The sequence below is a fragment of the Enterococcus dongliensis genome (assembly GCF_031927985.1).
Classification (GTDB): Bacteria; Bacillota; Bacilli; order Lactobacillales; family Enterococcaceae; genus Enterococcus_A; species Enterococcus_A dongliensis.
Genome location: NZ_JARPZC010000002.1, coordinates 172,551 through 195,719 on the forward strand (window position 1 = coordinate 172,551; position 23,169 = coordinate 195,719).

The window sequence follows — 23,169 nt, forward strand, 5'->3', positions numbered from 1 at the left end:
GTAATTATTTGGAGGATTCTGCTATAATACTAACTAAGAAATTGGAGGGAAAAAGATGAGCTTAGTAATTCAGCATGTTACAGGTGGTTATGGTCATGTACCTGTTTTAAAAGATATTAATTTTAAAGTTGCTAATGGAGAAATGATCGGGTTAATTGGTTTAAACGGTGCAGGAAAATCTACTACTATCAAAAATATTATTGGTCTATTAACACCTCAAAAAGGCTCAATTACAGTTGATGAGTTAACTTTACAAAAAGAGCCCGAGAACTATCGCAAAAAAATCGGTTATATTCCTGAAACACCTTCACTCTATGAAGAATTGACCTTACGCGAGCATATCGAAGTAACCGCGATGGCGTACGATATTCCCAAAGAAACCGCAATGCAGCGGGCAGAAGTGTTACTAAAAACATTCCGTCTAGAAAACCGATTGGATTGGTTCCCAGTGAATTTTTCTAAAGGAATGAAGCAAAAAGTAATGGTGTTGTGTGCCTTTTTGATTCAGCCTAGTTTGTATATCATCGACGAACCTTTTTTAGGATTGGACCCATTAGCCATCAATGCTTTATTGGAATTAATGGTAACTATGAAAAAACAAGGAGCTGCGATTTTGATGTCGACACATATTCTGGCAACTGCGGAGAAATATTGTGATCGTTTTGTTGTACTCCATGAAGGCATCGTGCGGGCCCAGGGAACGTTGCAAGAATTACAAGACGAATTTCATTTGCCGGGAGCCTCTTTAGATGAGATCTATATCGCATTGACAAAGGAGAAGGACCATGCTTGATTTTTTTCTATTAAGACGCCAACGTCATCAGAAAAAAATGATGAAGTACATGCGTTATGTGTTAAATGATCATTTTGTTTTAGTCTGTCTATTCTTAGCCGGCGGTCTGGCCTTTTATTATTCGAATCTGTTAAACCAGTTATCGCCGGATTTTCCTTGGAGTTTACCAATCGTAGGAATCATTTGGTGGGTAATTTTACCATTGGGGAAATTAGCGACACTAGTCGAACCAGCTGATATGGCCTTCTTGTTACCAAAGGAAAAAGAAATGGGCGGCTATTTATCTCGCGGATTGCGCCACTCATTAGCTTGGCCGTTTAGCATTGAATTGTTTGTCTGCGGTGCGTTGCTTCCATTGATCGTTTTGGCTAAACAAATAAGTTTTATGAATTTTTTCTTTTTCGTAGTGATGCTCTGGAGTTTGAAATTAGCAAATCTGCGTATTCAGCGTTTCGCTTGCTATCAGACTACGCAAAAGCAAACACAGCGTTTGATGATCCTATGGTTTATCATTAGTGGTGGAATTATTTTTTCTAGTTTGTATAGTTTTGCGTGGCTGGGGACAATTTTAGCATTCGTGACTGCTTTTGGGTTTGTTTTTCTGACACAAGAACAAGAGCGGTTATTAGATTGGAGCAAGATGATTGATCAAGAAAATACACGCTTGCATCGAATCTATCAATTCATCAATTTATTTACTGATGTTCCTGAGATTGAAGCCAAAGTCCATCGACGAAAATATTTAGATGGCCTATTAGCAAAAATCTCTTTTAGACAGGAAAATACATTTTTATATTTGTTTGCTCGAGGGGCTTTAAGAGGAGCAGTTTTTGGCGGCTTGTTTTTCCGTTTGTTGATTGTTGGGGCAATCTTAGTGCTTTCATTAACAGATAGCCGCTTTATTGCAGGTGTCAGTGCCTTGTTTATTTATTTGATCGGGTTTCAAATGATTCCTTTATATAGTCAATTTGATTACATTGGCGCGGCTCAGCTATATCCAGTGCTGAAAAAACATAAAAAAGCGGCATTGCAACGATTGATGACCCTTTTATTGTTTTCAGCGGCACTTATTTTCAGTTTGTGTAGTTTGCTTCATTTATCAATTTTTGAGAGTTTGGGTTTGTTTGGCTTGCTTCTAGTTGAAATTGGCTTGTTTGCATGGTTCTACCTCCCAGCTAGAATAAAGAAGATGGAGGATTAATAGATGAAAGTATTATGGAATGAACAAATAATCGATGAATCCAAAGTAAAAATAGACTTGGAAGATCGTGGTTATCAATTCGGGGATGGAATTTACGAGGTGATTCGCATTTATGATGGTTGTATGTATATGGAAAAGGAACACTTGGACCGCTTTTGGGAAAGTGCACAGAAGATTCGTATGACTTTGCCATTTACCCAAGTTGAACTGAGTCAACGTTTGCATCGCTTGGCAAATGAAGTAGGAATAGAAAATGGACGTATCTATTTTCAAGTGACACGTGGTGTAGCTAAACCGCGGCTGCATGATTTTCCTGATTCAGCAGTAGTCCAGCCAGTTTTATTGGCAGATATCCAACCAGTATCACGCCCAAGTGTTAAACAAAATCTTGGGATTCGTGCAGGATTTGTAGAAGATAGACGTTGGTTACATTGTGACATCAAGTCTATTAGTTTGTTAGGAAATCTCCTGGCTTTAGATGAGGCTAAACAAAAAGGGTTTGAAGAGGCTGTTCTATTACGTGAAGGTTTTGTGACCGAAGCATCTGCTTCTAATCTATGGATGGTAAAAGATGGCATTCTTTATACTCATCCAGATGGCCAGTTGATTTTACCAGGGATCACAAAGATGAAGATTCGGGAATTGACCAAGGCTCTAGGAATCGAAGTAAAAGAAGTCGCATTTACTAAAAAAGAATTGCTAGCTGCTGATGAATGTTTTAAGACTAGTTCAGTAGCTGAGATCGTCCCAATCATTGAAATCGATAAACAAAAAATTGGTGATGGGATGCCTGGTAAAGTAACAAAAAGAATTTTGAAAGCTTATATTGAAGCCATAAATCTATCTGTCCAAGCACATCGTAATGAAAAATAATCAAAGAAGAACATACATGCTCTTGACGAAGCCTCCTTGCGCGACTAAAATAGTAAATACGTTTAAAATGCTAGGGGAGGGCCTTGGGAATGGAATTTCAGTTGGATAGTGACTGGCGCGTGCAGCCGATTAAAGGCGATACGGGAAAAACATATATCGGCTATCGTGATGAAGATCGCGTGTTCATTAAACGAAATACCACCCCGATGTTGGCGGCTTTATCGCGTGAAGGGATCGCGCCAAAACTTGTTTGGATTAAGCGAACAGGAAATGGTGATACATTGACTGCACAAGAATGGCTAGATGGTCGTCTATTGGAGCCGGAAGAAATCTCGCGGCGTAATGATGTGATAGATGTATTGTATCATTTGCATCACTCGCCTTCGTTAAAAATGATGTTAAAAAAAATGGGTGGTCGTCACGTTTCACCGCAGCAGTTACTAGCTGACTACGAAGCGAATCTGCCGACAATGATTGAACAACCTGCTTTTATTAAATTAGTTTATGATTATTTGAAAAAGAATGTTCCAAATTATGCTAAAAAAAATTATACTGTAGTACACGGAGATGTAAATCATAGAAATTGGTTGGTGTCTTCAAATTATTTATATTTAGTTGACTGGGATTCAGTGATGTTTGCTGATCCGGCACTGGACATCGGAACAATCTTAGGCAGTTATGTACCCCTGTCGAGCTGGAGTAAGTGGCTTGTTCGTTATGGTATCCGCCCAACGGATGAAAACATGGAACGAATCTATTGGTATGGTTTAATGAGTTTATTATTAGAAATTGCTCGCCAATACAAACGTGATGAATTTGATCATATGAATCAAGCAATTTTACAATTAAAACGAATCTTTGCCGGAAGCTGAACATTTCGTTCAGCTTCTAGTTTTGTCAAGAAAGATAAGGAAATGTAGGAGGAAAACAATGCGAGTAAGAAATCGCCCGGGTGCTGCAGAGATGCTAGCCGCTCGACCAGAATATGTCGTACAAGAACCTGAAGCGTGGAAAGGACGTTGGTCTGAGCGTTTTGGTAATGACCATCCGATTCATATTGAGATTGGCATGGGAAAAGGCCAATTTATTATTGGAATGGCTGCAGCGCATCCTGAGATTAATTATATTGGGGTAGAGATGCAAGTTAGTGTAATTTCGATTGCTTTGGATAAATTAGTTGCAACTGAGCTGCCTAATTTACAACTATTGCATGTCGATGGCTCTGAATTGACTAATTATTTTGCGGATAGTGAAGTCGATCAAATTTATTTGAATTTCTCTGATCCATGGCCGAAGAAAAAACATACAAAACGTCGATTGACTTCTCCAAGTTTTTTAGCAGTGGATGAAGAGATTTTAAAGCCTGCAGGACAGATTCATTTTAAAACAGATAACCAAGGATTATTTGAATATTCATTAAGTAGTTTTTCAAAATATGGTATGACACTTGAACAAGTGTGGTTGGATTTACATGAAAGTTCCTATGAAGGAAATATCATGACTGAGTACGAAGAAAAATTTTCAAATAAAGGTCAACGAATCTATCGCGTCGAAGCCCGTTTTCAAGATAAAACAAAAAAATAAAGATGAGCCGATTTTTTTGGCTCATCTTTATTTTTTTACGTACCTTATCTATGAGGTGAAAAAATGGAGATTGAACAACTTTCAGACGAATTAATCCAATATGGTTTTGAACAACAAATGCAGGATTTATATTTCTTGCCTCAAAAAGAGAATTATCACTGTTTTTTTCGACGAGGTCCCTTTTATGAATCCCCCATGATCAATGGTTTATCTGCGACTATCGCTTCACAGTTGATCAATCGCTTCAAATACTTAGGCCAAATGGACGTGAGTGAAAAGCGCAAAGTTCAACTTGGTGCAATCTCTTATCCTTTGTCACACGGAGAACAACGGTTGCGTCTTTCTACAGTAGGAGATTATTTGCAACAAGAAAGTTTAGTTATTCGTTTTTTGCACCAGTTTGGGAATAGTCCAGAAGTCTATCATCTGCCTGAACAATTAGAATTACTTCAAAACAATAGTAAGAAACGTGGTCTTTATTTGTTTTGCGGCCCAGTCGGATCAGGAAAAACGACCTTGATGTATAAACTGGCAAGAGAAAATAAAGGTCAAGTCATTACAATCGAAGATCCTGTAGAAATCGAGGAGCCTGATTTTTTACAATTACAAGTAAATGAAAAGATTCAGCAAAGTTACGATGAATTGATTAAACTTTCATTGCGGCATCACCCAGATGTTTTAATCATCGGCGAAATTCGCGATCCAAAAACTATCCAAGGAGCGATTCGAGCAGCATTGACCGGTCATTGTGTCTATGCAACGCTCCATGCAGCTAGTTTAGAATCTGCTCAGGCCAGAATCTTTGAATTAGGCGGGGAAGCCGCGTTACTCAAAGAGTGTCTGAGAGGAATCATCTACCAAGAACTATTAGCAGTAAATGGAACAATCGGATTGTTGGCCAGTTATCGTTTTTATCAAGAAAAGCTGCATTTTACTTGGAAAGAAGGGTTGTCGTGTGTGGAACAAAAATAAATTGACGAGAAAACAGAAAATTGATTTTATTCAACTGCTTGGCGATCTACTGGTAAATGGTTTCAGTTTACAGCAAGCACTCGCATTTTTTATCAATGCAAATCTTTTTTCCCTCGTCATTTTAGAAGTTCTCCAGCAAGATCTTCAACAAGGAAAAAGTTTAGCAAAAAGTTTTAGCGTACTCCAGTATTCAAATGACCAGATTTTGCAAATCGAATTGGCCGAGTCACATGGAGACCTAGCCCAAACCTTATTAGGAATCGCACAACAAATGCGTTTGGTCCAACGGCAACAAGAAAATTTTATTAAAGCAATCTCTTATCCATTGTTGTTATTAGTTTTTTTGATTGTACTATTACTTGGTATGCGTTTCTTTTTATTGCCTCAGCTTTTAGCTAGCGGTATGCTCCAAGCTGATTCTTTTTCTGTTCAATTGATTCATGCCGTACCTGTAATTGGACTGATTCTGATTATTTTATTGCTTGTATTGATGATGGCTTGGCGTTCGTGGGGGAAAAGTCAAAATTATCTCATGCGTTTTAGTCTCCTTACTAGGATTCCTTTTGTTGGTCGGTTGTTTAGTAATTACTATTCTGCTTATTTTGCGTTGGAATGGGGAAAACTTTTTCAACAAGGATTAGAGTTGCAACAAATCATCGAGTGTCTTCTTGTCATTGAAGGCCGATCTTTAATGCAGGAATTAGCGGCCGATTTGAAAAATCGTTTGGCTCAAGGAAAGACTTTGGCAGAAGAGTTGAATCGTTATCCTTTTTTAACCAAAGAATTCAGTCGGATCGTGTTTCAAGGAGAAGCACGGGGAAACTTAGGCAAGGAATTACTGACTTATAGTCAATTTGTTTGGCAACGCTTTTTTAATCAATTGGAGTTTCTCTGTTCTTGGTTGCAGCCGTTGATTTTTTTATTGGTGGCACTTTTGATTGTCAGTTTATATTTAACGATGCTTCTGCCATTGACCAATTTGGAGGGAATCTTATGAAAAAGCAAAGCTCTGCATTCACTTTGCTGGAAATGCTCGTTGTACTATTCGTTATCAGTTTGCTTTTATTATTATTTGTACCTAAGTTAGTCAGTCAAAAAGAAAGCGCAAGCAAGCAAAGTGACACAGCTATTGCTAAAGTAGTCGAAACGCAGATTGAAGTTTTTGAGTTGGATAACGAAAGAAAGCCGAGTAAGCAGGAGTTGATCGAACAAGGCTATGTGAAGGAGTCGCAATATGAAGCATACGAACGCGTTCAAAAAGCTAAATAACGCTGGCTTTACTTTGATTGAGACATTGATCGTGTGGATGCTCGTCTGCAGTTTCGTCCTATTGCCGACAATTGCTTTTAAGCATTGGCAGACCAGTCTAGAAAAAGTATTTTTTTACTACCGGTTTGAAAAATCGATTCTACACTTGCAGCAAGTTGCAATTGCTGATCACCGAGGTACTCGGATTGATCTTTACAACAATTCGCAATTAATCATTTTTTTTACGAACCATACAACTTTACCATGGAAAAGTTTGAAAATTCCCCCAGCGATTAAATTAGAAAGTAGTCATGCCATTTTATTCAAAGCCGGGACTGGCAACAGTTCGACTACTCAACCTGGAAATGGAAGTATTCCAAAAATTGTTTTTACTGATGCAGGAAAAAGAATTACGTATCAATTTCAATTAGGAAGTGGTCGTTTTGAGAAAAAGTAATGGTTATATTTTGTTGGAAAGTTTGATCAGTCTGGCGATCTTATTAATAATCGTCTCAAGTTATTTAGAAGTGACAAATAAGATGCAGCAAGAAAGTCAGCAGCGACTGATGACATTGAAACATTATCGCGATCTTTATACTGAAACGCGTCGCTGTCGCTTGCATTCAGTAAAGTCCAGCTATTCGCAGATTGATATTTCACTCGAGGAAGGAAAAGCATTTAATCAGCAAGGAGTGATTACAATTGTTAAAAAATAATGGCTTTACTTTGATGGAATGCTTAGTTGCACTGCTGATGCTTAGTGGTCTTCTTTTGCTTTTATCTAGTTTGATTACGCATATCCATAAAATAGAACAAGGCTTGAGCGGCTATCATCAATTGGAGTGGGAGATTTTCTTGCTGCAGCTGGATAATGAAATGGCAACTCTTCAGTATGAACAAACGACTTCACGAGAAATTTGGACAAAAACAGCTGATAAAAAATCAGTGGTTATCAAGAAGCAGCAAGACAAAATAATCAAAAGCCAATCTAATGGCTATCAACCATTATTGACAGGAGTGAAACAATTTGTTTGTCAAGAGAACAATCATGGCGTGGATTTTAGCGTTACTTTTACTGACGGAAAACAAAAAAAGGGAACGTGGATTTTTGAATAGCCAAGGCGGAGTATTGCTTTCCGTCTTAATGGCTATTTTTTTATTTAGTTTTTTACTGTTAAATGCGACGACTAGTTATCATCAAACCGTTGACTTAGCGATACGTACCGAGCAATTGTATCAGGCAAAAATTGCGAAAGAACTTTTTTTAGCGGAATATCCTAAATTACATAAGAATAACGGCATCTGGAAGTTTAACAAAGGGGAATTGGCTTATGAAACCGAAGCGACACAGTTAAAGATAATTGTGAAAATTAAAAAGAAAACATATCATTTTTATGAAAAAACTAGCACATCAACTTCACTTGACTGATATAGCTTGGGGCTTGAGGGAATGAAGGGAAATAGATTGAAAAAAAGACTTTTTGGTTGAATTAGGAAAACAATGATAAAAAAAAGAAAGCGATTGATTAATTGGAATATGTTCGCTAAAATAGAACAGGTATCGTGAGTGTTATATTAGTTTGTGAGGTGCAAGATGAATCCAGAAAAAATTGAGACAGCGTTTTCTTTGATGAGAGAAGCAATCAGTACATTGCAACAATCATTAGGAACTTCTTTTTTTGATGCGTACATCGAAAATACAGAGAATTTAGTTGATAATGCGAAGGTGCGTGTGCTTGATCAACAGCCAGATGAAGCCACTGTCGCAAAAGTTGAAGCCATTTATCAAGAGTTATTATCTTTGGAATTAGGCAAAGAAGATTGGCGAAAATTAACACAATTGTTGTTGCTTAAAGGATCGAAAGATGAAAATTTACAACCCAATCATCAACTGACACCAGATAGTATCGGCTTTTTGTTTGTCTTTTTGATTGAGCAGCTGACGCTGAAAAAAGAACAACCTTTGGAAATTTTAGATATTACTGTTGGTATGGGAAATCTATTATTGACCATCTTGATTAATTTACAAGCAGCCAATTATTCGGTCAATGGAGTCGGTGTAGATAATGATGAAACCTTACTTGCGATTGCGGCGTCTGATAGTTTATTAATGGGCGAGATGGTCAAATTATTCCATCAAGATAGTTTACAAGATCTATTAGTAGATCCTGTTGATTATGTAATCGGTGATTTGCCGGTTGGTTATTATCCGAATGATCAGCAAGCCAAGAAATTTACGACACATTCTGAAAAGGAACACAGTTTTGCGCATCATTTATTGTTAGAGCAAGCTATGAATTATGTCAAACCAGCAGGATTTGGTTTATTTTTGGTTCCAAGTAATTTTCTTGAGACAGAGCAAGGTCCTTTATTACAGAAATGGTTGAAAAAGGATGTGCTATTGCAAGGAATCATTCAATTGCCAGATGAGTTATTCAAATCAGAACATTCACGAAAAAGTATTTTACTGTTGCAAAAAACAGGTGAAACAGCAGAGCAAGCGGAAAAAGTTTTACTGGTTCATTTACCTTCGTTAAAAGATCCAAGCCAAGTAACAGAATTTTTCAAAAAATTCGAAGACTGGAAGTCTTCTAATTTATAAGCCGCTCTAATGAGCGACCAGCAATTTAATTATAGAGGAGAGTTAACATGTCAAAAACAATTGCAATCAATGCCGGTAGTTCAAGTCTAAAATGGCAACTTTATCAAATGCCTGAAGAATCAGTCATCGCAAAGGGAATCGTTGAACGAATCGGTTTAAATGATTCGATCTTTACGATCAAATATGGAGATGGACAAAAATTTGAACAAATTTTAGATATAAAAGACCATGAAGTTGCGGTTCAAATGTTATTGGATCAATTGATCGATCTAAAAATCATTGCGTCATTTGATGAAATTACAGGTGTCGGTCACCGTGTAGTAGCTGGGGGCGAATACTTCAAAGATTCTGTTTTGATTGATGACGATGTATTAGCAAAAATCGAAGAACTAAGCGAATTCGCACCACTGCACAATCCAGCTAATGCAATGGGAATCAAAGCCTTCCGTCATATTTTACCGAATATCGTCAGCGTGGCAGTTTTTGATACTTCTTTCCATGCGTCAATGCCAGCAACGAATTATTTGTATAGTATTCCAAAAGAATATTACGACAAATATGCTGCTCGCAAATACGGTTTCCATGGAACAAGCCATCGCTATGTTTCAGAACGTGCAGCAGAACTATTAGGCAAACCTATCGAAGAAACAAAAATCATCACAGCCCACATCGGAAATGGTGGTTCAATCACCGCTGTTGAAGGCGGAAAATCTGTGGATACATCAATGGGCTTCACTCCATTAGCAGGACTTACTATGGGAACACGTTCAGGAGATATTGATGCATCGTTATTGCCATACTTGATGGAAAAAACAGGGATCACAAATATCAATGAAATGATTGATGTTTTAAATAAAAAATCAGGCGTTCTTGGTTTAACTGGAATCTCAAGTGATATGCGTGATATCGAAAGTGGTGCAGAAGAAGGCAATGAAGATGCTGCGCTAGCTTTAGATATTTATTGTGATCGAATCCGTAAATATATCGCTCAATACATTTCTGTAATGGATGGCGTCGATGCGATTGTCTTCACAGCTGGTGTTGGTGAAAACGCAGATCCTGTCCGTCAAATGGTCTTAGAACGCATGACTTGGTTTGGTATTGAAATTGATGAAGAAATCAATAAAAATACTCACGGAAAAGAAGCAGAGCTTTCCACTGAAAACTCACGGGTCAAAGTATATGTTATCCCAACAGATGAAGAAGTAATGATTGCTCGTGACGTAGAACGTTTGGGTAAATAAGTGAAATTTTGTTTGATTAATGAATTGATTTAGTATGGGAGTGTTGAACTTTAGATAAGTTTGACACTCTTTTTTTACTATAAATTTTATGTTTTAGAAAGATTATTAGTCTCATTTTTCTTGCTGGGTTCTTTAATTGTTAGTATTGTGATTGGCTGAGATTTCTAATGAAAAATGCAATGTTATCTTGTTCTTAGTTTGTTTGAAATCAAACTGACATCTAATTGCAATGATGTTGTGCTATTTTTAACAAAAAAGGGTAAGGGGAAGTTGAAATGACAACAACATTGATTATCGATCATCCGTGGAAGGAAAGCTTTAATCACGAGGTGTTGAATCGGTTGATTGCTGGTCTGGAACAGGATCAGAAAATTTATCAAGTGATTGACTTGAATAAAGATGGGTTCAATCCAGTTATGAAGGCAGAAGAATTAGCGGTTTATCAGCAAGGATCTGTTTTGGATCCGTTAGTTTTGCATTATATGAGTTTATTGCGGGAAACAACGCAATTGGTTTTGATTTTTCCTGTTTGGTGGTATAGTTCGCCGGCGAGTTTAAAAGGTTTTCTGGACAAAGTGTTGTTGAATGAATTTGCTTTTTTTGATGGCGGCAATGGGATCCAGCCGTTGTTGACGATTGATTCAGTTGTTATTTTTACTACATCAGATCAATCGACGGAAAGTCTTGAGCAACATTGTACGCGTAGTTATAAGCATCAGCTGATTACGACATTAACAGATATCGGGATGCGTAATATTTCTTGGCATCATTTAGGTTCAGTAAAGAAATTAAGTATAGAGGAACGTCAATCATATTTAGCAACAGTCTATGAAAAACTGTAATCGGTTGCATTGATGGTTTTACAATGGCTAAAGAATGCTTATTTCTAAGTGAATTAGTTGTTATCTATAAAAGTCATTTGGCAAAATATCAAAAGTTTCTTTAAATTTTCGGTGTATCGTCCTTAGTGGGTCTTGCGTCGACTTCTTTTTATCGGTACACTTGCTAAGATATAAAAGAAAGACGAGGATTATTTTTTATGGAAAACGAAAAAGTTACGCAGCCGAGTAGAAGCGACTGGATTTTACGTTTCGTCAAAGGAATGTTCATCGGCTCTGGGTTTATTTTACCAGGGGTCAGTGGAGGAGCTTTAGCTGCAGTATTTGGTATTTATGAGCGAATCATTTCATTTTTGGCTCATATTACGAAAAATTTCAAAGAAAATGTATTATTTTTTATTCCAGTAGGCTTGGGTGGATTGACCGGAGTTTTTGTTCTTTCGTTCGCTGTGAGTTTTTTACTAGGACAATTTGAAACGATTATTTTATGGTTCTTTGTTGGCTGTATTATCGGAACGGTACCTGCGTTATGGAAAGAAGCTGGGAAAAAAGGTCGAGAAACAAAAGACTTTGTTATTTTGCTCATCAGTTTTGTCGTAGGTTTTTGGTTCTTGTGGCAAGGTTCGAGTCTATTTGGTCACGTTGATCAAAACTTCTTTACTTGGATGATTGCCGGAGCGTTGATTGGGTTAGGATTGATTGTACCCGGTCTTAGTCCTTCGAATTTCTTAGTTTATATGGGAATGTACAAAGCGATGGCTGATGGATTTAAAACAATCGATATGGGAGTGATCATCCCAATCGGCATTGGCGGCTTGGTGACGGTCTTAAGTTTGTCAAAAGTAATGGACTGGGTCTTTGGTCGTTTTTATGCATCGATGTATCATTTTATTTTAGGAATTGTTTTTGCTTCAACAGTCATGATTATCCCAACTAATTACAGTGGTATCGGCTTTTTAGGATTTCTTGGCTGTGCGGTTTTATGTGTTTTAGGAGCGGCGCTAGGTTGGTGGATGAGCCGCTTAGAAGAACGCTATGTTCCAGAAGATTAGAAAAAATTGAAATTTACGCTTGCAATTTTGATGAGAAGTCTTTAATATGGTGATAAGCATTTGGAATAGTAATAAATTTTATTGGCAGCAGAGAGTTGATTCACCGGCTGAAAGATCAACATGCCCACTGAGATTTATGAACCTACCAAACAAGATTGTTGTGAAAACAACACGCGACTCTAGCGTTATTTGGAGCTGAAAGTTGGGTCAACAATGTTTGGCCAAGCAAGGTGGTACCGCGAAATTATCCGTTTCGTCCTTACAATTGTAGGGATGGAACGGTTTTTTTATTTTTATTTTTAGGAGGATGCATGAATGACAAACTTACAAAAAGAAGATTTTTCAAAATGGTATCTACAAACGATTCAAAAAGCTGACCTAATGGATTATTCCCCTGTTCGTGGCTGTATCATTTTTAAAGCAGATGGTTGGGAATTGTGGGAACACATCCAAGAAGACTTCAATAAATACCTAAAGACTCAAGATATCCGTAATGTCTACTTCCCAATGCTGATCCCTAAACATTTTCTAGAAAAAGAAGAAGAACACGTTGAAGGATTTGCACCAGAACTACCTTGGTTAACAAAAGTCGGCGATGAAGAATTAGAAGAACCATATGCATTGCGTCCAACTTCAGAAACATTGATTGGAGATGCATTTTCAAACTGGATCAATTCTTATCGAGATCTTCCTTATGAAATCAATCAATGGGCCAATGTTTTCCGTTGGGAGAAAAAAACCATGCCGTTCTTACGGACTTCTGAATTCTTATGGCAAGAAGGACATACTGCACATGAATCCGAAGAAAGTGCTCGCGAACGTACTATGTCAATCTTGGAAGCTTATGCTACTTTGATTGAAGATACATTAGCAATTCCCGTTTATCGTGGACAAAAAACCCCTTCTGAGCGATTTGCTGGTGCAGTTGATACCTATTCAGTCGAGGCAATGATGCGTGACGGAAAAGCCGTCCAAGCAGGAACGTCTCATTACCTTGGTCAAAATTTTGCAGAAGCTTTTGATATCAAATTCTTGAATCGGAACAATGAACATGAATATGCTTATACTACTTCTTGGGGAATCTCAACACGGTTGATTGGTTCATTAATCATGGTTCACGGAGACGAGCAAGGCTTGGTATTGCCGCCAAAAGTTGCACCGACTCAAGTTGTTTTAATCCCAGTTGGTCCTTGGCAAAAACAACCAGAAATCCTTGATAAACTTCATGAATTGAAAGCATCTTTAGCAGAACAAGGGTTGCGTGTTCGAATCGATGAAACGGATAACACACCTGGGTTCAAATTTAATGAATGGGAATTAAAAGGAGCACCATTGCGTGTTGAATTTGGTCCTCGTGATTTGAAAAATAATCAAGTGGTCATCAAAATGCGTGATTTAGAGGAGAAAGAATCTGTTTCACTAGAAGGTATTGAAGCATATATCACTGAACAATTAGCGGTTATGCAAAAACGTTTATTTGAAAGTGCACAAAAACGCTACGAAGAAAATGAACATACCGATATTGATACGCTAGATGAATTGAAAGCTCATATTGCTCAAGCGAAAGAATCTAGCGAAACACCAGGATTTGTCTTAATCGGTTGGGATGGTACTGAAGAAACAGAAGCTAAGATTAAAGAAGAAACTGGCTTCACAACAAGAAATATTCCATTTAACCCACCTGTCGAAAAAACAGTTGATATCGTCAGCGGAAAACCAGCGAAACACACTGTTTGGATTGCACGTGCTTATTAATTTGAGGAAGTCCGCCGCAGCATCGCCATTGTATTAAATATTTTTTTGCACTACTGTTAATCAATCAGCCACCAGTAAGCAGGATAGTTGGGAATTTGATTTCCCCAATGGTTGATCTGTGCGGTTATATTCTTAGAGTCTGAAACGATTGATCTTACTTGATTGATTGTTTCAGGCTTGTTTTTTGTTTGGATTCGAAACTGTTTCTCTCTTAAAAAAATTGGTAGAATAGTTTTTATAAGGGAAGGTGAATGACAATGAATATTGTTGTATTAGATGGTTATGCGTTGAATCCTGGAGATCTAAGCTGGGAAGGGTTGAGTGGGTTTGGAGAAGTAACAGTCTATGAACGGACTTCTTACACAAATAAACAAGAAATTATTGATCGAATCGGCCAAGCCGAAGTAATCTTGACGAATAAAACGCCGATCGATGAAGAAATCTTACAGGCAGTTCCACAATTAAAATATATCGGAGTGCTTGCTACTGGGTACAATGTGGTAGATATTGCAGCTGCTAGTAAAAGAAATATCCCAGTGACGAATATTCCAGCATATGGAACAGATGCTGTAGCTCAATTTACGTTTGCATTGTTACTAGAAATTGTTAATCAAGTGGGTGTGCACAACACCTCGGTTCATCAAGGCGAGTGGCAAAATAGCAAAGATTTTACTTATTGGAAAAAACCTTTGATGGAACTGCAAGGAAAAGTTCTCGGCTTGATTGGTTATGGAGCTATCGCACAAGCAGTTGCCAAGATTGCTCATGCATTCAATATGAAAGTCATCTACTGGAATCATCGACCAAAACAAGCACAGGCAAACTGGGCACAGCAAGTCAGCTTAAAAGAATTGTATCAACACGCGGATATCATCAGTCTGCATGTGCCTCAAACGGCTGAGACAACTAAAATGATTGCCCATGAAGCCATCTGCCAGATGAAAACAGGGGTGATAATCTTGAATACCGCTCGAGGCGGATTATTGGATGAAGCAGCTGTAGCAAAAGCTTTAAATGAAGGAAAGATTTATGCAGCAGGAGTTGACGTTGTTTCACAAGAGCCTATGAGTAAAGATAATCCGTTATTGAAGGCAAAAAATTGTTTTATTACACCTCATATCGCATGGGCATCTGTGGAAACAAGAGAACGATTAATGCAAATTGCTGTAGATAATCTTCAAGCATTTTTAGCAGGAGAAGATAAAAATAGGGTGAACAAGAAAAGTTAGTTAGGCAAATCTCACCTAATTGTTTATAAAAAAGCTGTGACTAGAAGAGGCTTCAAAGGTTTGTTTTCTTTCTAACTTTTGAAGAGAGGCATCTAGTCACAGTTTTTTCTTCTATTTAAATAGTTGATCGATTTTGCCAAAGTCCTCTACTGTTAATTGAAGATCAACAGCTTTAGCATTTGCTGCAACTTGATCTGGTCGTTTTGCGCCAGGAATCACCACATCGATTTGCGGGTGTTTCAAATACCAAGCTAAAACTAATTGTGTAATGGTAGCATTATAGTCTCTAGCAATGGGTTCTAATTGATTGACTTTGGTAATGATTGCTTTAAAACGCGCTCCTTTGAAATCAGGATTTTTGCTGCGAAGATCACTTGGAGCAAACTGAGTTTCTTTGTCATATTTTCCTGTCAACAACCCAGAATCTAATGGGTAGTATGGAACGAAGCTGATTTTATTTTCTTTTAGATAAGGAAATAAATCATTTTCATGTTCGCGATGGATTAAACTGAATCGATCCTCCACAATATCGACATAGCCGTCTTGATTGGCCTCTTTTAATTGTTCCAACGAAAAGTTCGAAACACCGATAGCACGGATTTTCCCGGCTTCTTTTAATTGCTGTAATGCAGCAACGGCTTCATTTTTCGGTGTCATTTCATCTGGAAAATGAATATAGAAAATATCAATATAATCTGTTTGGAGTCTTTGGAGAGCATGTTCTACTGCTTGTTGGAGAAACTTGGGAGAATTATTAAATTTTCCAGGTTGCTGGCTATCATGTGCAGCTTTGGTGGCGAGAATCACACGGGAACGATCAAACGCAGCTTCTTGCAAGACTTCACCAATTAATTCTTCAGAGCGGCCATTGCCATAAGAATAGGCAGTATCTAATAACGTGATTCCATTATTGAGGGCAGTACGAATGACCTCTTTTCCTACCTCTTCTGACAAATCTGGGTAAAGATTGTGCCCGCCTACAGCATTTGTTCCTAACCCCAAAGTACTTGCGTAAACTTGTGATTTTCCAATTCGAACATCTGTCATCTATCCGTCACTCCTTCATTTTTTTGTTTTCTAGCAAAAGTAGTTCTTCTATTTTAGTCTAAAAGAAAGTCTAAAAAAATGCGAATATTCTTTCTTGTTTTCATTTACAGTCGGGAAATCACTTGACTTTCTGACTTTTTTTTAGTAGCTTAGGAAGAGGTAAAAACATCAATGAAATATCTATGAAGGAACCAGTAAATTACAAGAAAAACGTACAGAAAAAATTGCCTTGGCTGAAAGCAATTTCGTGAAAAGTAATTGAACGACAGTCTGGAGATGAGCGCGTGCAAAGCCGCTCCGTTACGCAAGCGTTAATTGCTAGAGAAAAAGAGAGAGACTCTTTTAAAAAATAGGTGGTACCGCGAGAATTTTCGCCCTTGTTCAATCGAACAAGGGCTTTTTTTGTGATATCAAGAAGAGGAGACAAACCATGAGTTATCAGCGACCAAAAGGGACCAATGATATTTTACCAGGAGAAAGTGAAAAATGGCAGTTTGTTGAAGAAACAGCGCGGTTGGTGTTTAATGACTACCAATATCAAGAGATCCGTACGCCGATTTTTGAACATTACGAAGTGATAGCTCGTAGCGTAGGGGACACAACAGATATCGTATCAAAAGAAATGTACGATTTTCATGATAAAGGGGAACGTCATGTGACCCTTCGTCCAGAAGGCACTGCGCCAATCGTACGAGCTTATGTAGAAAATAAATTATTCGGACCAGAATTCAAAAAACCTTACAAAGTTTATTATACTGGACCGATGTTTCGTTATGAACGTCCGCAAAAAGGTCGGTTGCGTCAATTTCATCAAATCGGTGTAGAAGCATTTGGCAGTGAAAACCCAAGTCTTGATGTAGAAGTCATGGCAATGGCAATGGATTTCTTCAAACAGTTAGGGATCAATCAGCTGCGATTAGTAATCAATTCTTTAGGAGATAAAGAAACACGGACCAACTATCGTGCAGCGTTGATCACTTATCTTGAAGAACATGAAGAAGCACTAAGTGAAGATTCTCGCCGTCGGTTGCATGAAAATCCATTACGGGTTTTAGATAGCAAAGATCGCAAAGATCAACCAATCGTTGCAAAAGCACCAAGTATTTTGGATTATTTAAGTGAGTATGCCAAAGAATACTTTGAAGGTGTTACTAAAACATTGGAATATCTAGAAATCCCTTATGAAATTGATCACCGAATGGTGCGCGGTCTGGATTATTACAATCATACGATTTTTGAAATTATGAGTGATGCACCAGGGATGGGTGCTCAAACAACAATTTGCGGCGGCGGCCGTTATGATGGATTAGTTGAAGAACTTGGCGGACCAGAAACACCAGGTATCGGATTTGCGATGGGAATTGAACGCATTCTTTTGACATTAGAACAAGAAGAAGTCATGATTCCCAATGCAGCCAGCCTAGATGCGTATGTCGTTGGTCTTGGTGAGACTACGAATATGGAAACCTTGAAAGTAGTTCAAGCAATTCGCAGTTTCGGTTTTTCTGCTGATCGTGACTTTATGGGACGAAAAGCTAAGGCCCAATTTAAAACAGCAGATAAAGAAAATGCTAAACTCGTCCTGACCTTAGGTGAAGACGAATTAGCAAAAGGCGTAATCAATGTAAAAGATTCTGCAACACGGGAAGAAAAATCTTTCTCACTGGCAGAAGTATACGCTGATTTTGCTGCGATTTATGATGAGATGGTCACACCAAAATTTGACTAAAATCATAGTGCATTACTTTTTAGTTTATATATGTCTGTTTTCGATTGAATTTTCGTAAACAAATTAGTTATTATACGGGATGAACGTCATTCTATTTTCTAAAAGAAAAAGATGGATAGTTATAAAAAATGAAGGAGTGGAAGAAATGGCTAGACGTACTGTCTATTGCGGACGCGTGTCCGATAAATATTTGGATCAAAAAGTTACATTAAAAGGGTGGGTACAAAAACGTCGTGACCTAGGTGGATTGATTTTTATCGATTTACGGGACCGCGAAGGAGTTGTCCAAGTAGTTTTCAATCCAGCAGAATCAAAAGCTGCTTGGGAAATCGCTGATCAATGCCGTAGTGAATTTGTTGTTGAGATTACCGGAACGGTGATTCGTCGCGATGCCGGTTCTGTCAACAAAAAAATGACAACAGGTGATTTTGAAGTCAAAGGGGAAGAAATCACTATTTTAAATAGTGCAAAAACACCGCCTTTTTCAATTGAAGATGAACAAAATATCAGTGATGAAGTTCGTTTGAAATATCGTTACATGGATTTGCGTCGTCCAAAAATGACACAAAATCTAATGATGCGTCATCGCTTGACTCAATCAGTCCGTCGTTTCTTGGACAGCAATGACTTCTTAGACATCGAAACACCTTATTTGGCAAAATCTACGCCAGAAGGTGCCCGCGATTATCTAGTACCGTCACGTGTTCATGCAGGTCATTTTTATGCATTGCCACAATCACCACAAATTTTGAAACAATTATTGATGACAGCAGGATTTGACCGCTATTATCAAATCGTTCGTTGTTTCCGGGATGAAGATTTACGTGGTGATCGTCAACCAGAATTTACTCAAATCGACATTGAGACTAGCTTTTTAACAGCAGAAGAAATCCAAGAATATACCGAAGCGATGATCGCACAAGTGATGAAAGACGTTCGCGGTGTAGAAGTTACATTACCATTCCCACGAATCACTTGGGATGAAGCGATGGAACGTTATGGCTCAGATAAACCTGATACGCGTTTTGAAATGGAATTGATTGATGTAACGGAGATTGCTTCTGCAACTGATTTCAAAGTGTTCCGGATGGCTTCAGACAATGGCGGCGTGGTTAAAGCGTTGAATGCTAAAGGAGCTGCAGACAAATACTCACGTAAAGAATTAGATCGTTTAGGACAATTTGTCGGACAATTTGGTGCAAAAGGTTTGGCTTGGATCAAAGTAGATGAAAATGGTGAATTGACTGGACCAATCGCAAAATTCATGGGCGGCGTCAGCGAAGAGTTGAAGCAAGCGACCAATGCTGAGGCAGGCGATGTCTTAATGTTTGCGGCAGATCAATTCTTAACAGCTGTGACAGCACTAGGTGCAGTTCGCTCAAAAGTCGGAAAAGAACTTGGTTTAATCGATGAAAATCGTTTTGATTACCTATGGGTAGTGGACTGGCCACAATTTGAATTCGACCAAGAATTAGGTCGTTATGTTTCTGCACACCATCCATTCACGATGCCAATGGAAAAAGATATTGAAAACTTAAAAGATCATCCTGAAAAAGTTTATGCACAAGCTTATGATATTGTCTTGAATGGGTACGAACTAGGTGGTGGTTCATTACGTATCAATACACGTGAATTACAAGAACAAGTCTTTGAAACATTAGGCTTTACGCGTGAAAGTGCCAATGAACAATTCGGTTTCTTGTTAGAGGCTTTGGACTATGGCTTCCCTCCAATCGGCGGAATTGCTCTGGGATTGGATCGTTTTGCAATGTTGTTAGCTGGCGAAGACAATATTCGTGAAGTGATTGCCTTTCCTAAGAACGGAAAAGCAGCTGATCCAATGTCTGATGCACCAAGTACGGTCTCACCATTGCAGCTTTATGAATTGAGTATTGATGTGACAAAAGTAGAAGAATAAGAAAATACTAAGAGAAGCGCCTTCCATCATGGTAGGTGCTTTCTTTTTTTCATAGGAATACGTATAATGTGAGTGAAATTTTGAAATGAGGCGAGAATAACATGATGAAAAAGAAGATAGAAGGATGGCCGCACCATGATTATGCCACCCGATTATCTGTCGCAGTTGTTTATGCATTCTTAGCGGCGATTGCCGTGAACTTTTTTTACCAACCAGGACACATCTATTCTAGTGGAGCAACTGGCTTTGCCCAAATATTGACGACTTTGTCTCATCGAGTCATCGGTTTTACGGTCCCTGTATCAATCACACTTTTTTTGATCAATGTACCACTTTTTTTCCTAGCTTGGTTTAAGATTGGTCATAAGTTTACAATCTTCACTTTCATCACGGTTTTTTTAACATCTTTTTTCATTCACATCATTCCAGAAACGACATTGACGAGTGACCCAATTATCTGTGCGATTTTTGGTGGAGCGATTATGGGTGTTGGTATCGGATTTGCGTTAAAAAATGGATTATCTTCTGGCGGTCTAGATATTTTGAGTATCACGATCCGTAAGCGAACAGGAAAATCTGTTGGTTCGATCTCGATTATTTTCAATGTGATGATCATGTTTATGGCGGGAATTTTATTCAGCTGGCAGTATATGTTTTATTCGGCTTTGGCGATTTTTATGAGCGGAAAATTGACTGATGCACTGTATACCAAACAGCGAAAGATGCAAGTCATGATTGTCACCAAATGTCCGGATAAGGTGATTGCAGGGATTCAAGATCATATGCGGCGAGGTATCACTATCATCAATGAAGCCGAAGGTGCGTACAAACACGACAAACAAACGGTCTTATTTACTGTTGTGACTCGTTTTGAGTTGCCGTTATTAGAGACGATCATGCGGGAAAATGACCCGGCGGCCTTTGTCAGTATTTCAGAAAATGTGCGGATCATGGGCCGTTTTTATGAAGAGTCAATGGATTAAAGTTGGGGAGCTCTCCCAACTTTTTTCTTTCTAAGTCATTCAATGATCTTATCAAGCAAAAAGTTAAATTTTTAGGAAATCCTTTTTTTATTAAGAAATTGTTGCAGTTTATTGAATTTATACGTATAGTTAGTTTGATATTCTATAGTAAAGTTGGAAAAGAAAAATATGGGAAATAGATTGAAGCATAGCCGCTATATTACTGGGTTTGATGGGATTCGTTCCCTAGCAGTAATCGGCGTCATTTTATATCATTTAATGCCTACCCAAATGCGGGGCGGGTACTTAGGGGTTGCCGTCTTTTTTGTAGTCTCAGGTTATTTAATCACCGATTTGCTGTTGCAGGAATGGAATCAGACTGGACGTATCGATATTAAACAATTTTATTATCGTCGAATGAAACGTCTATATCCGGCACTGGTCACAATGTTGATTGGTGCATCAGCTTACATAACCTTGTTTCAACGAAATCTTTTGAATAATTTAAGAGGCAATGTCATCAGCAGTTTGCTTTACGTCAATAACTGGTGGCAAATCAACCACGGAATGTCGTATTTTGATCGATTTTCTGGAGAATCTCCTTTTACACATATCTGGTCGCTGGCGGTGGAAACACAAAACTACTTGTTGTGGCCGATTGTTTTTGTCTTACTGATTAAATTGGTAAAAAATAAAGGGAAAATCTTTCTTGGTATTGTTGGAGCAGCATTGTTTTCTGCTATTTTGATGGCTGTTCTATACGTTCCAGGACAAGACCCTACACGTGTTTATTATGGGACTGATACGCGATTGTTCTCTATTTTATTAGGTGGAGCACTAGCATTTATTTGGCCCAGCACACGGTTGAAAGGACAGATTCCTTTACAAGCTAAACGGATATTAAACGGTATCGGTTTAGGTGCGTTGCTGTTATTGCTCGTATCGTTGCTGTTTTTACGAAACGATTTATCTTTTGTTTATTATGGCGGCATATTTTTAGTGAGTTTATTGAGTGTCTTACTAGTCGCTATCACCGCTCATCCTGGGGCAAGTTTGAATCGTTGGCTGACAAATCCAGTCTTTGATTGGATTGGTAAGCGCAGTTATGGGATTTATTTGTATCAATTCCCAGTAATGATTTTTTATGAAGCGAAAATAAATGTTGCTAATCACACATGGCTGCATACAATGATGGAAATTATTTTGATCCTTTTTGTTACGGAGCTTTCTTATCGATATGTGGAGCGACCTTTACGTATTTTTGATTATCGGAAAACTTTTGCTACCTTGAAAACATCTTTCTGGGCACCAATCAAAAGCCGCAGAAAAATCGGTTTTATCTTTTCGAGTTTGATCACATTGATTGCCTTGATTGGGGTTATCATTGCCCCGACGAATAAAGCCGATGCTGATCAACAAGCCTTGCAACAACAAATTGAACAAAATAAACAGGCTGCGGAGAAAAAGACAACAGACAGTCAATCAGCAGAGACGGATCAATCTGGACAGATGACGGAAAGTTCTCAAAAACCGCTAAGCATTGGTGACAAATACAATCTAAATAATCGAGAAGTGACGAAAGCGAAAAAGATGAAAGTCACAGCTTTTGGTGATTCTGTTTTGTTAGCTGGATCTAAAGGACTGACAGAGATCTTCCCTAAAATGACAGTTGATGGTGAAGTTGGCCGACAGCTGAGCGATAGTCCGGCATTACTCCAAACCTTAAAAGACAAAGATGAATTGAATGAAACAATTTTATTGAGTCTTGGAACAAACGGACCATTTAGCCAAGATGATTTTGCTCAAATCATGAATGTTTTAGGAAGCAAACGTCAAGTTTTTGTTATCAATACACATGTACCTACTCGTCGTTGGCAAAACGATGTCAATGCCAATTTAGCAGCTGCAGCAAAACAATATAAAAATGTACATCTGATTGACTGGTACGATTTTAGTAATAATCACATTGATTGGTTCTACGATGACCAAGTCCATCCAAATGATGCTGGATCTATTCAATATTGCCATTTGATTGCAAAAGAACTGCTTAAGGGCCAATAATCAGGCTCGATAAGGTAAAATTAAAAGAAACCCAGTTACCTGTGAGAACAGGTAACTGGG

23 protein-coding genes and 1 other annotated feature are annotated in these 23,169 nt (G+C 38.2%); of the genes, 22 read left to right on the forward strand and 1 reads right to left on the reverse strand.

The annotated features are described in order from the left end of the window. Positions 1 to 55 precede the first annotated feature (55 nt). From P7D84_RS02440 to P7D84_RS02525, 18 genes are all read left to right on the forward strand, one after another. Positions 56 to 793: an ABC transporter ATP-binding protein gene (locus P7D84_RS02440; protein ID WP_311804880.1), complete on the forward strand. Its 738-nt coding sequence runs from the start codon at positions 56 to 58 to the stop codon at positions 791 to 793. Then, positions 786 to 1,994, forward strand: a complete 1,209-nt coding sequence (locus P7D84_RS02445; RefSeq protein ID WP_311804881.1) for an ABC transporter permease — start codon at positions 786 to 788, stop codon at positions 1,992 to 1,994. The genes P7D84_RS02440 and P7D84_RS02445 overlap by 8 nt, the downstream gene beginning before the upstream one ends. Positions 1,995 to 1,997: 3 nt before the next feature. Further along, the gene (dat, locus tag P7D84_RS02450; RefSeq protein WP_311804882.1) at positions 1,998 to 2,867 is read left to right on the forward strand and encodes a D-amino-acid transaminase; all 870 of its coding nucleotides are present in this window, start codon (positions 1,998 to 2,000) and stop codon (positions 2,865 to 2,867) included. 89 nt (positions 2,868 to 2,956) lie between these two features. Then, complete coding sequence (locus P7D84_RS02455; protein ID WP_137603855.1) at positions 2,957 to 3,739, forward strand: phosphotransferase family protein; 783 nt, start codon at positions 2,957 to 2,959, stop codon at positions 3,737 to 3,739. 34 nt (positions 3,740 to 3,773) lie between these two features. Continuing rightward, a complete protein-coding gene (gene trmB / locus P7D84_RS02460) occupies positions 3,774 to 4,451 on the forward strand; it encodes a tRNA (guanosine(46)-N7)-methyltransferase TrmB (protein WP_311804937.1) in 678 nt (225 codons plus the stop codon). Between the two features lie 63 nt (positions 4,452 to 4,514). Further along, positions 4,515 to 5,423 (forward strand): competence type IV pilus ATPase ComGA, encoded by a 909-nt coding sequence (gene comGA, locus P7D84_RS02465; RefSeq protein ID WP_311804883.1) that lies wholly within the window; start codon positions 4,515 to 4,517, stop codon positions 5,421 to 5,423. Then, positions 5,407 to 6,420 carry a competence type IV pilus assembly protein ComGB gene (gene comGB, locus P7D84_RS02470; RefSeq protein ID WP_311804884.1) on the forward strand — a complete coding sequence of 338 codons (1,014 nt, stop codon included), beginning with the start codon at positions 5,407 to 5,409 and terminating at the stop codon, positions 6,418 to 6,420. The genes comGA and comGB overlap by 17 nt, the downstream gene beginning before the upstream one ends. After that, complete coding sequence (gene comGC / locus P7D84_RS02475; protein WP_311804885.1) at positions 6,417 to 6,692, forward strand: competence type IV pilus major pilin ComGC; 276 nt, start codon at positions 6,417 to 6,419, stop codon at positions 6,690 to 6,692. Before comGB ends, comGC begins: the two co-directional genes overlap by 4 nt. Continuing rightward, positions 6,658 to 7,128 carry a competence type IV pilus minor pilin ComGD gene (gene comGD, locus P7D84_RS02480; protein ID WP_137603850.1) on the forward strand — a complete coding sequence of 157 codons (471 nt, stop codon included), beginning with the start codon at positions 6,658 to 6,660 and terminating at the stop codon, positions 7,126 to 7,128. Before comGC ends, comGD begins: the two co-directional genes overlap by 35 nt. Continuing rightward, complete coding sequence (gene comGE, locus P7D84_RS02485) at positions 7,106 to 7,387, forward strand: competence type IV pilus minor pilin ComGE (RefSeq protein ID WP_311804886.1); 282 nt, start codon at positions 7,106 to 7,108, stop codon at positions 7,385 to 7,387. The genes comGD and comGE overlap by 23 nt, the downstream gene beginning before the upstream one ends. Continuing rightward, on the forward strand, positions 7,374 to 7,787 hold the full coding sequence (gene comGF, locus P7D84_RS02490) for a competence type IV pilus minor pilin ComGF (protein WP_311804887.1): 414 nt from the start codon (positions 7,374 to 7,376) through the stop codon (positions 7,785 to 7,787). The genes comGE and comGF overlap by 14 nt, the downstream gene beginning before the upstream one ends. After that, positions 7,780 to 8,100: a competence type IV pilus minor pilin ComGG gene (comGG, locus tag P7D84_RS02495; RefSeq protein ID WP_311804888.1), complete on the forward strand. Its 321-nt coding sequence runs from the start codon at positions 7,780 to 7,782 to the stop codon at positions 8,098 to 8,100. Before comGF ends, comGG begins: the two co-directional genes overlap by 8 nt. 165 nt (positions 8,101 to 8,265) lie before the next feature. Continuing rightward, complete coding sequence (locus P7D84_RS02500; RefSeq protein ID WP_311804889.1) at positions 8,266 to 9,273, forward strand: class I SAM-dependent methyltransferase; 1,008 nt, start codon at positions 8,266 to 8,268, stop codon at positions 9,271 to 9,273. 47 nt (positions 9,274 to 9,320) lie between these two features. Beyond that, positions 9,321 to 10,517, forward strand: a complete 1,197-nt coding sequence (locus P7D84_RS02505) for an acetate kinase (protein WP_311804890.1) — start codon at positions 9,321 to 9,323, stop codon at positions 10,515 to 10,517. A 275-nt stretch (positions 10,518 to 10,792) separates the two neighbouring features. Further along, positions 10,793 to 11,359, forward strand: a complete 567-nt coding sequence (locus P7D84_RS02510; RefSeq protein WP_311804891.1) for an NAD(P)H-dependent oxidoreductase — start codon at positions 10,793 to 10,795, stop codon at positions 11,357 to 11,359. A gap of 197 nt (positions 11,360 to 11,556) precedes the next feature. Further along, positions 11,557 to 12,408 (forward strand): DUF368 domain-containing protein, encoded by an 852-nt coding sequence (locus P7D84_RS02515; RefSeq protein WP_137603844.1) that lies wholly within the window; start codon positions 11,557 to 11,559, stop codon positions 12,406 to 12,408. A gap of 315 nt (positions 12,409 to 12,723) precedes the next feature. Beyond that, the gene (gene proS / locus P7D84_RS02520; protein WP_311804892.1) at positions 12,724 to 14,163 is read left to right on the forward strand and encodes a proline--tRNA ligase; all 1,440 of its coding nucleotides are present in this window, start codon (positions 12,724 to 12,726) and stop codon (positions 14,161 to 14,163) included. 257 nt (positions 14,164 to 14,420) lie between these two features. Then, positions 14,421 to 15,392: a D-2-hydroxyacid dehydrogenase gene (locus P7D84_RS02525; RefSeq protein WP_311804893.1), complete on the forward strand. Its 972-nt coding sequence runs from the start codon at positions 14,421 to 14,423 to the stop codon at positions 15,390 to 15,392. Between the two features lie 111 nt (positions 15,393 to 15,503). Here the strand turns inward: P7D84_RS02525 and P7D84_RS02530 are convergent, their stop codons facing one another. Next, a complete protein-coding gene (locus P7D84_RS02530; RefSeq protein WP_311804894.1) occupies positions 15,504 to 16,439 on the reverse strand; it encodes an aldo/keto reductase in 936 nt (311 codons plus the stop codon). Between the two features lie 173 nt (positions 16,440 to 16,612). Continuing rightward, positions 16,613 to 16,821: a binding site (T-box leader), on the forward strand. A gap of 48 nt (positions 16,822 to 16,869) precedes the next feature. Between P7D84_RS02530 and hisS the strand changes: the two genes are divergently transcribed. The 4 genes from hisS to P7D84_RS02550 all read left to right on the forward strand — a co-directional run bounded on the left by hisS (position 16,870) and on the right by P7D84_RS02550 (position 23,109). Further along, positions 16,870 to 18,168 carry a histidine--tRNA ligase gene (gene hisS / locus P7D84_RS02535; RefSeq protein ID WP_137603841.1) on the forward strand — a complete coding sequence of 433 codons (1,299 nt, stop codon included), beginning with the start codon at positions 16,870 to 16,872 and terminating at the stop codon, positions 18,166 to 18,168. Positions 18,169 to 18,313: 145 nt separating this feature from the next. After that, a complete protein-coding gene (gene aspS, locus P7D84_RS02540) occupies positions 18,314 to 20,086 on the forward strand; it encodes an aspartate--tRNA ligase (RefSeq protein WP_137603840.1) in 1,773 nt (590 codons plus the stop codon). Between the two features lie 104 nt (positions 20,087 to 20,190). Continuing rightward, positions 20,191 to 21,069: a YitT family protein gene (locus P7D84_RS02545; protein WP_170999785.1), complete on the forward strand. Its 879-nt coding sequence runs from the start codon at positions 20,191 to 20,193 to the stop codon at positions 21,067 to 21,069. Between the two features lie 168 nt (positions 21,070 to 21,237). Next, positions 21,238 to 23,109, forward strand: coding sequence for an acyltransferase family protein (locus tag P7D84_RS02550; protein ID WP_311804895.1), 1,872 nt, complete (start codon positions 21,238 to 21,240; stop codon positions 23,107 to 23,109). Positions 23,110 to 23,169 lie beyond the last annotated feature (60 nt).

What these genes read in the sequence shown, in the direction of transcription:
- P7D84_RS02510 (WP_311804891.1), top strand. Translation starts at nt 10,793, where the DNA reads ATGACAACAACATTGATTATCGATCATCCGTGGAAGGAAAGCTTTAAT.
- P7D84_RS02455 (WP_137603855.1), top strand. Translation starts at nt 2,957, where the DNA reads ATGGAATTTCAGTTGGATAGTGACTGGCGCGTGCAGCCGATTAAAGGC.
- P7D84_RS02550 (WP_311804895.1), top strand. Translation starts at nt 21,238, where the DNA reads ATGGGAAATAGATTGAAGCATAGCCGCTATATTACTGGGTTTGATGGG.
- P7D84_RS02530 (WP_311804894.1), bottom strand. Translation starts at nt 16,439, where the DNA reads ATGACAGATGTTCGAATTGGAAAATCACAAGTTTACGCAAGTACTTTG.
- P7D84_RS02545 (WP_170999785.1), top strand. Translation starts at nt 20,191, where the DNA reads ATGAAAAAGAAGATAGAAGGATGGCCGCACCATGATTATGCCACCCGA.
- comGA (WP_311804883.1), top strand. Translation starts at nt 4,515, where the DNA reads ATGGAGATTGAACAACTTTCAGACGAATTAATCCAATATGGTTTTGAA.
- hisS (WP_137603841.1), top strand. Translation starts at nt 16,870, where the DNA reads ATGAGTTATCAGCGACCAAAAGGGACCAATGATATTTTACCAGGAGAA.
- P7D84_RS02440 (WP_311804880.1), top strand. Translation starts at nt 56, where the DNA reads ATGAGCTTAGTAATTCAGCATGTTACAGGTGGTTATGGTCATGTACCT.
- comGC (WP_311804885.1), top strand. Translation starts at nt 6,417, where the DNA reads ATGAAAAAGCAAAGCTCTGCATTCACTTTGCTGGAAATGCTCGTTGTA.
- P7D84_RS02515 (WP_137603844.1), top strand. Translation starts at nt 11,557, where the DNA reads ATGGAAAACGAAAAAGTTACGCAGCCGAGTAGAAGCGACTGGATTTTA.
- P7D84_RS02525 (WP_311804893.1), top strand. Translation starts at nt 14,421, where the DNA reads ATGAATATTGTTGTATTAGATGGTTATGCGTTGAATCCTGGAGATCTA.
- P7D84_RS02445 (WP_311804881.1), top strand. Translation starts at nt 786, where the DNA reads ATGCTTGATTTTTTTCTATTAAGACGCCAACGTCATCAGAAAAAAATG.
- aspS (WP_137603840.1), top strand. Translation starts at nt 18,314, where the DNA reads ATGGCTAGACGTACTGTCTATTGCGGACGCGTGTCCGATAAATATTTG.
- proS (WP_311804892.1), top strand. Translation starts at nt 12,724, where the DNA reads ATGACAAACTTACAAAAAGAAGATTTTTCAAAATGGTATCTACAAACG.
- dat (WP_311804882.1), top strand. Translation starts at nt 1,998, where the DNA reads ATGAAAGTATTATGGAATGAACAAATAATCGATGAATCCAAAGTAAAA.
- comGD (WP_137603850.1), top strand. Translation starts at nt 6,658, where the DNA reads ATGAAGCATACGAACGCGTTCAAAAAGCTAAATAACGCTGGCTTTACT.
- P7D84_RS02505 (WP_311804890.1), top strand. Translation starts at nt 9,321, where the DNA reads ATGTCAAAAACAATTGCAATCAATGCCGGTAGTTCAAGTCTAAAATGG.
- P7D84_RS02500 (WP_311804889.1), top strand. Translation starts at nt 8,266, where the DNA reads ATGAATCCAGAAAAAATTGAGACAGCGTTTTCTTTGATGAGAGAAGCA.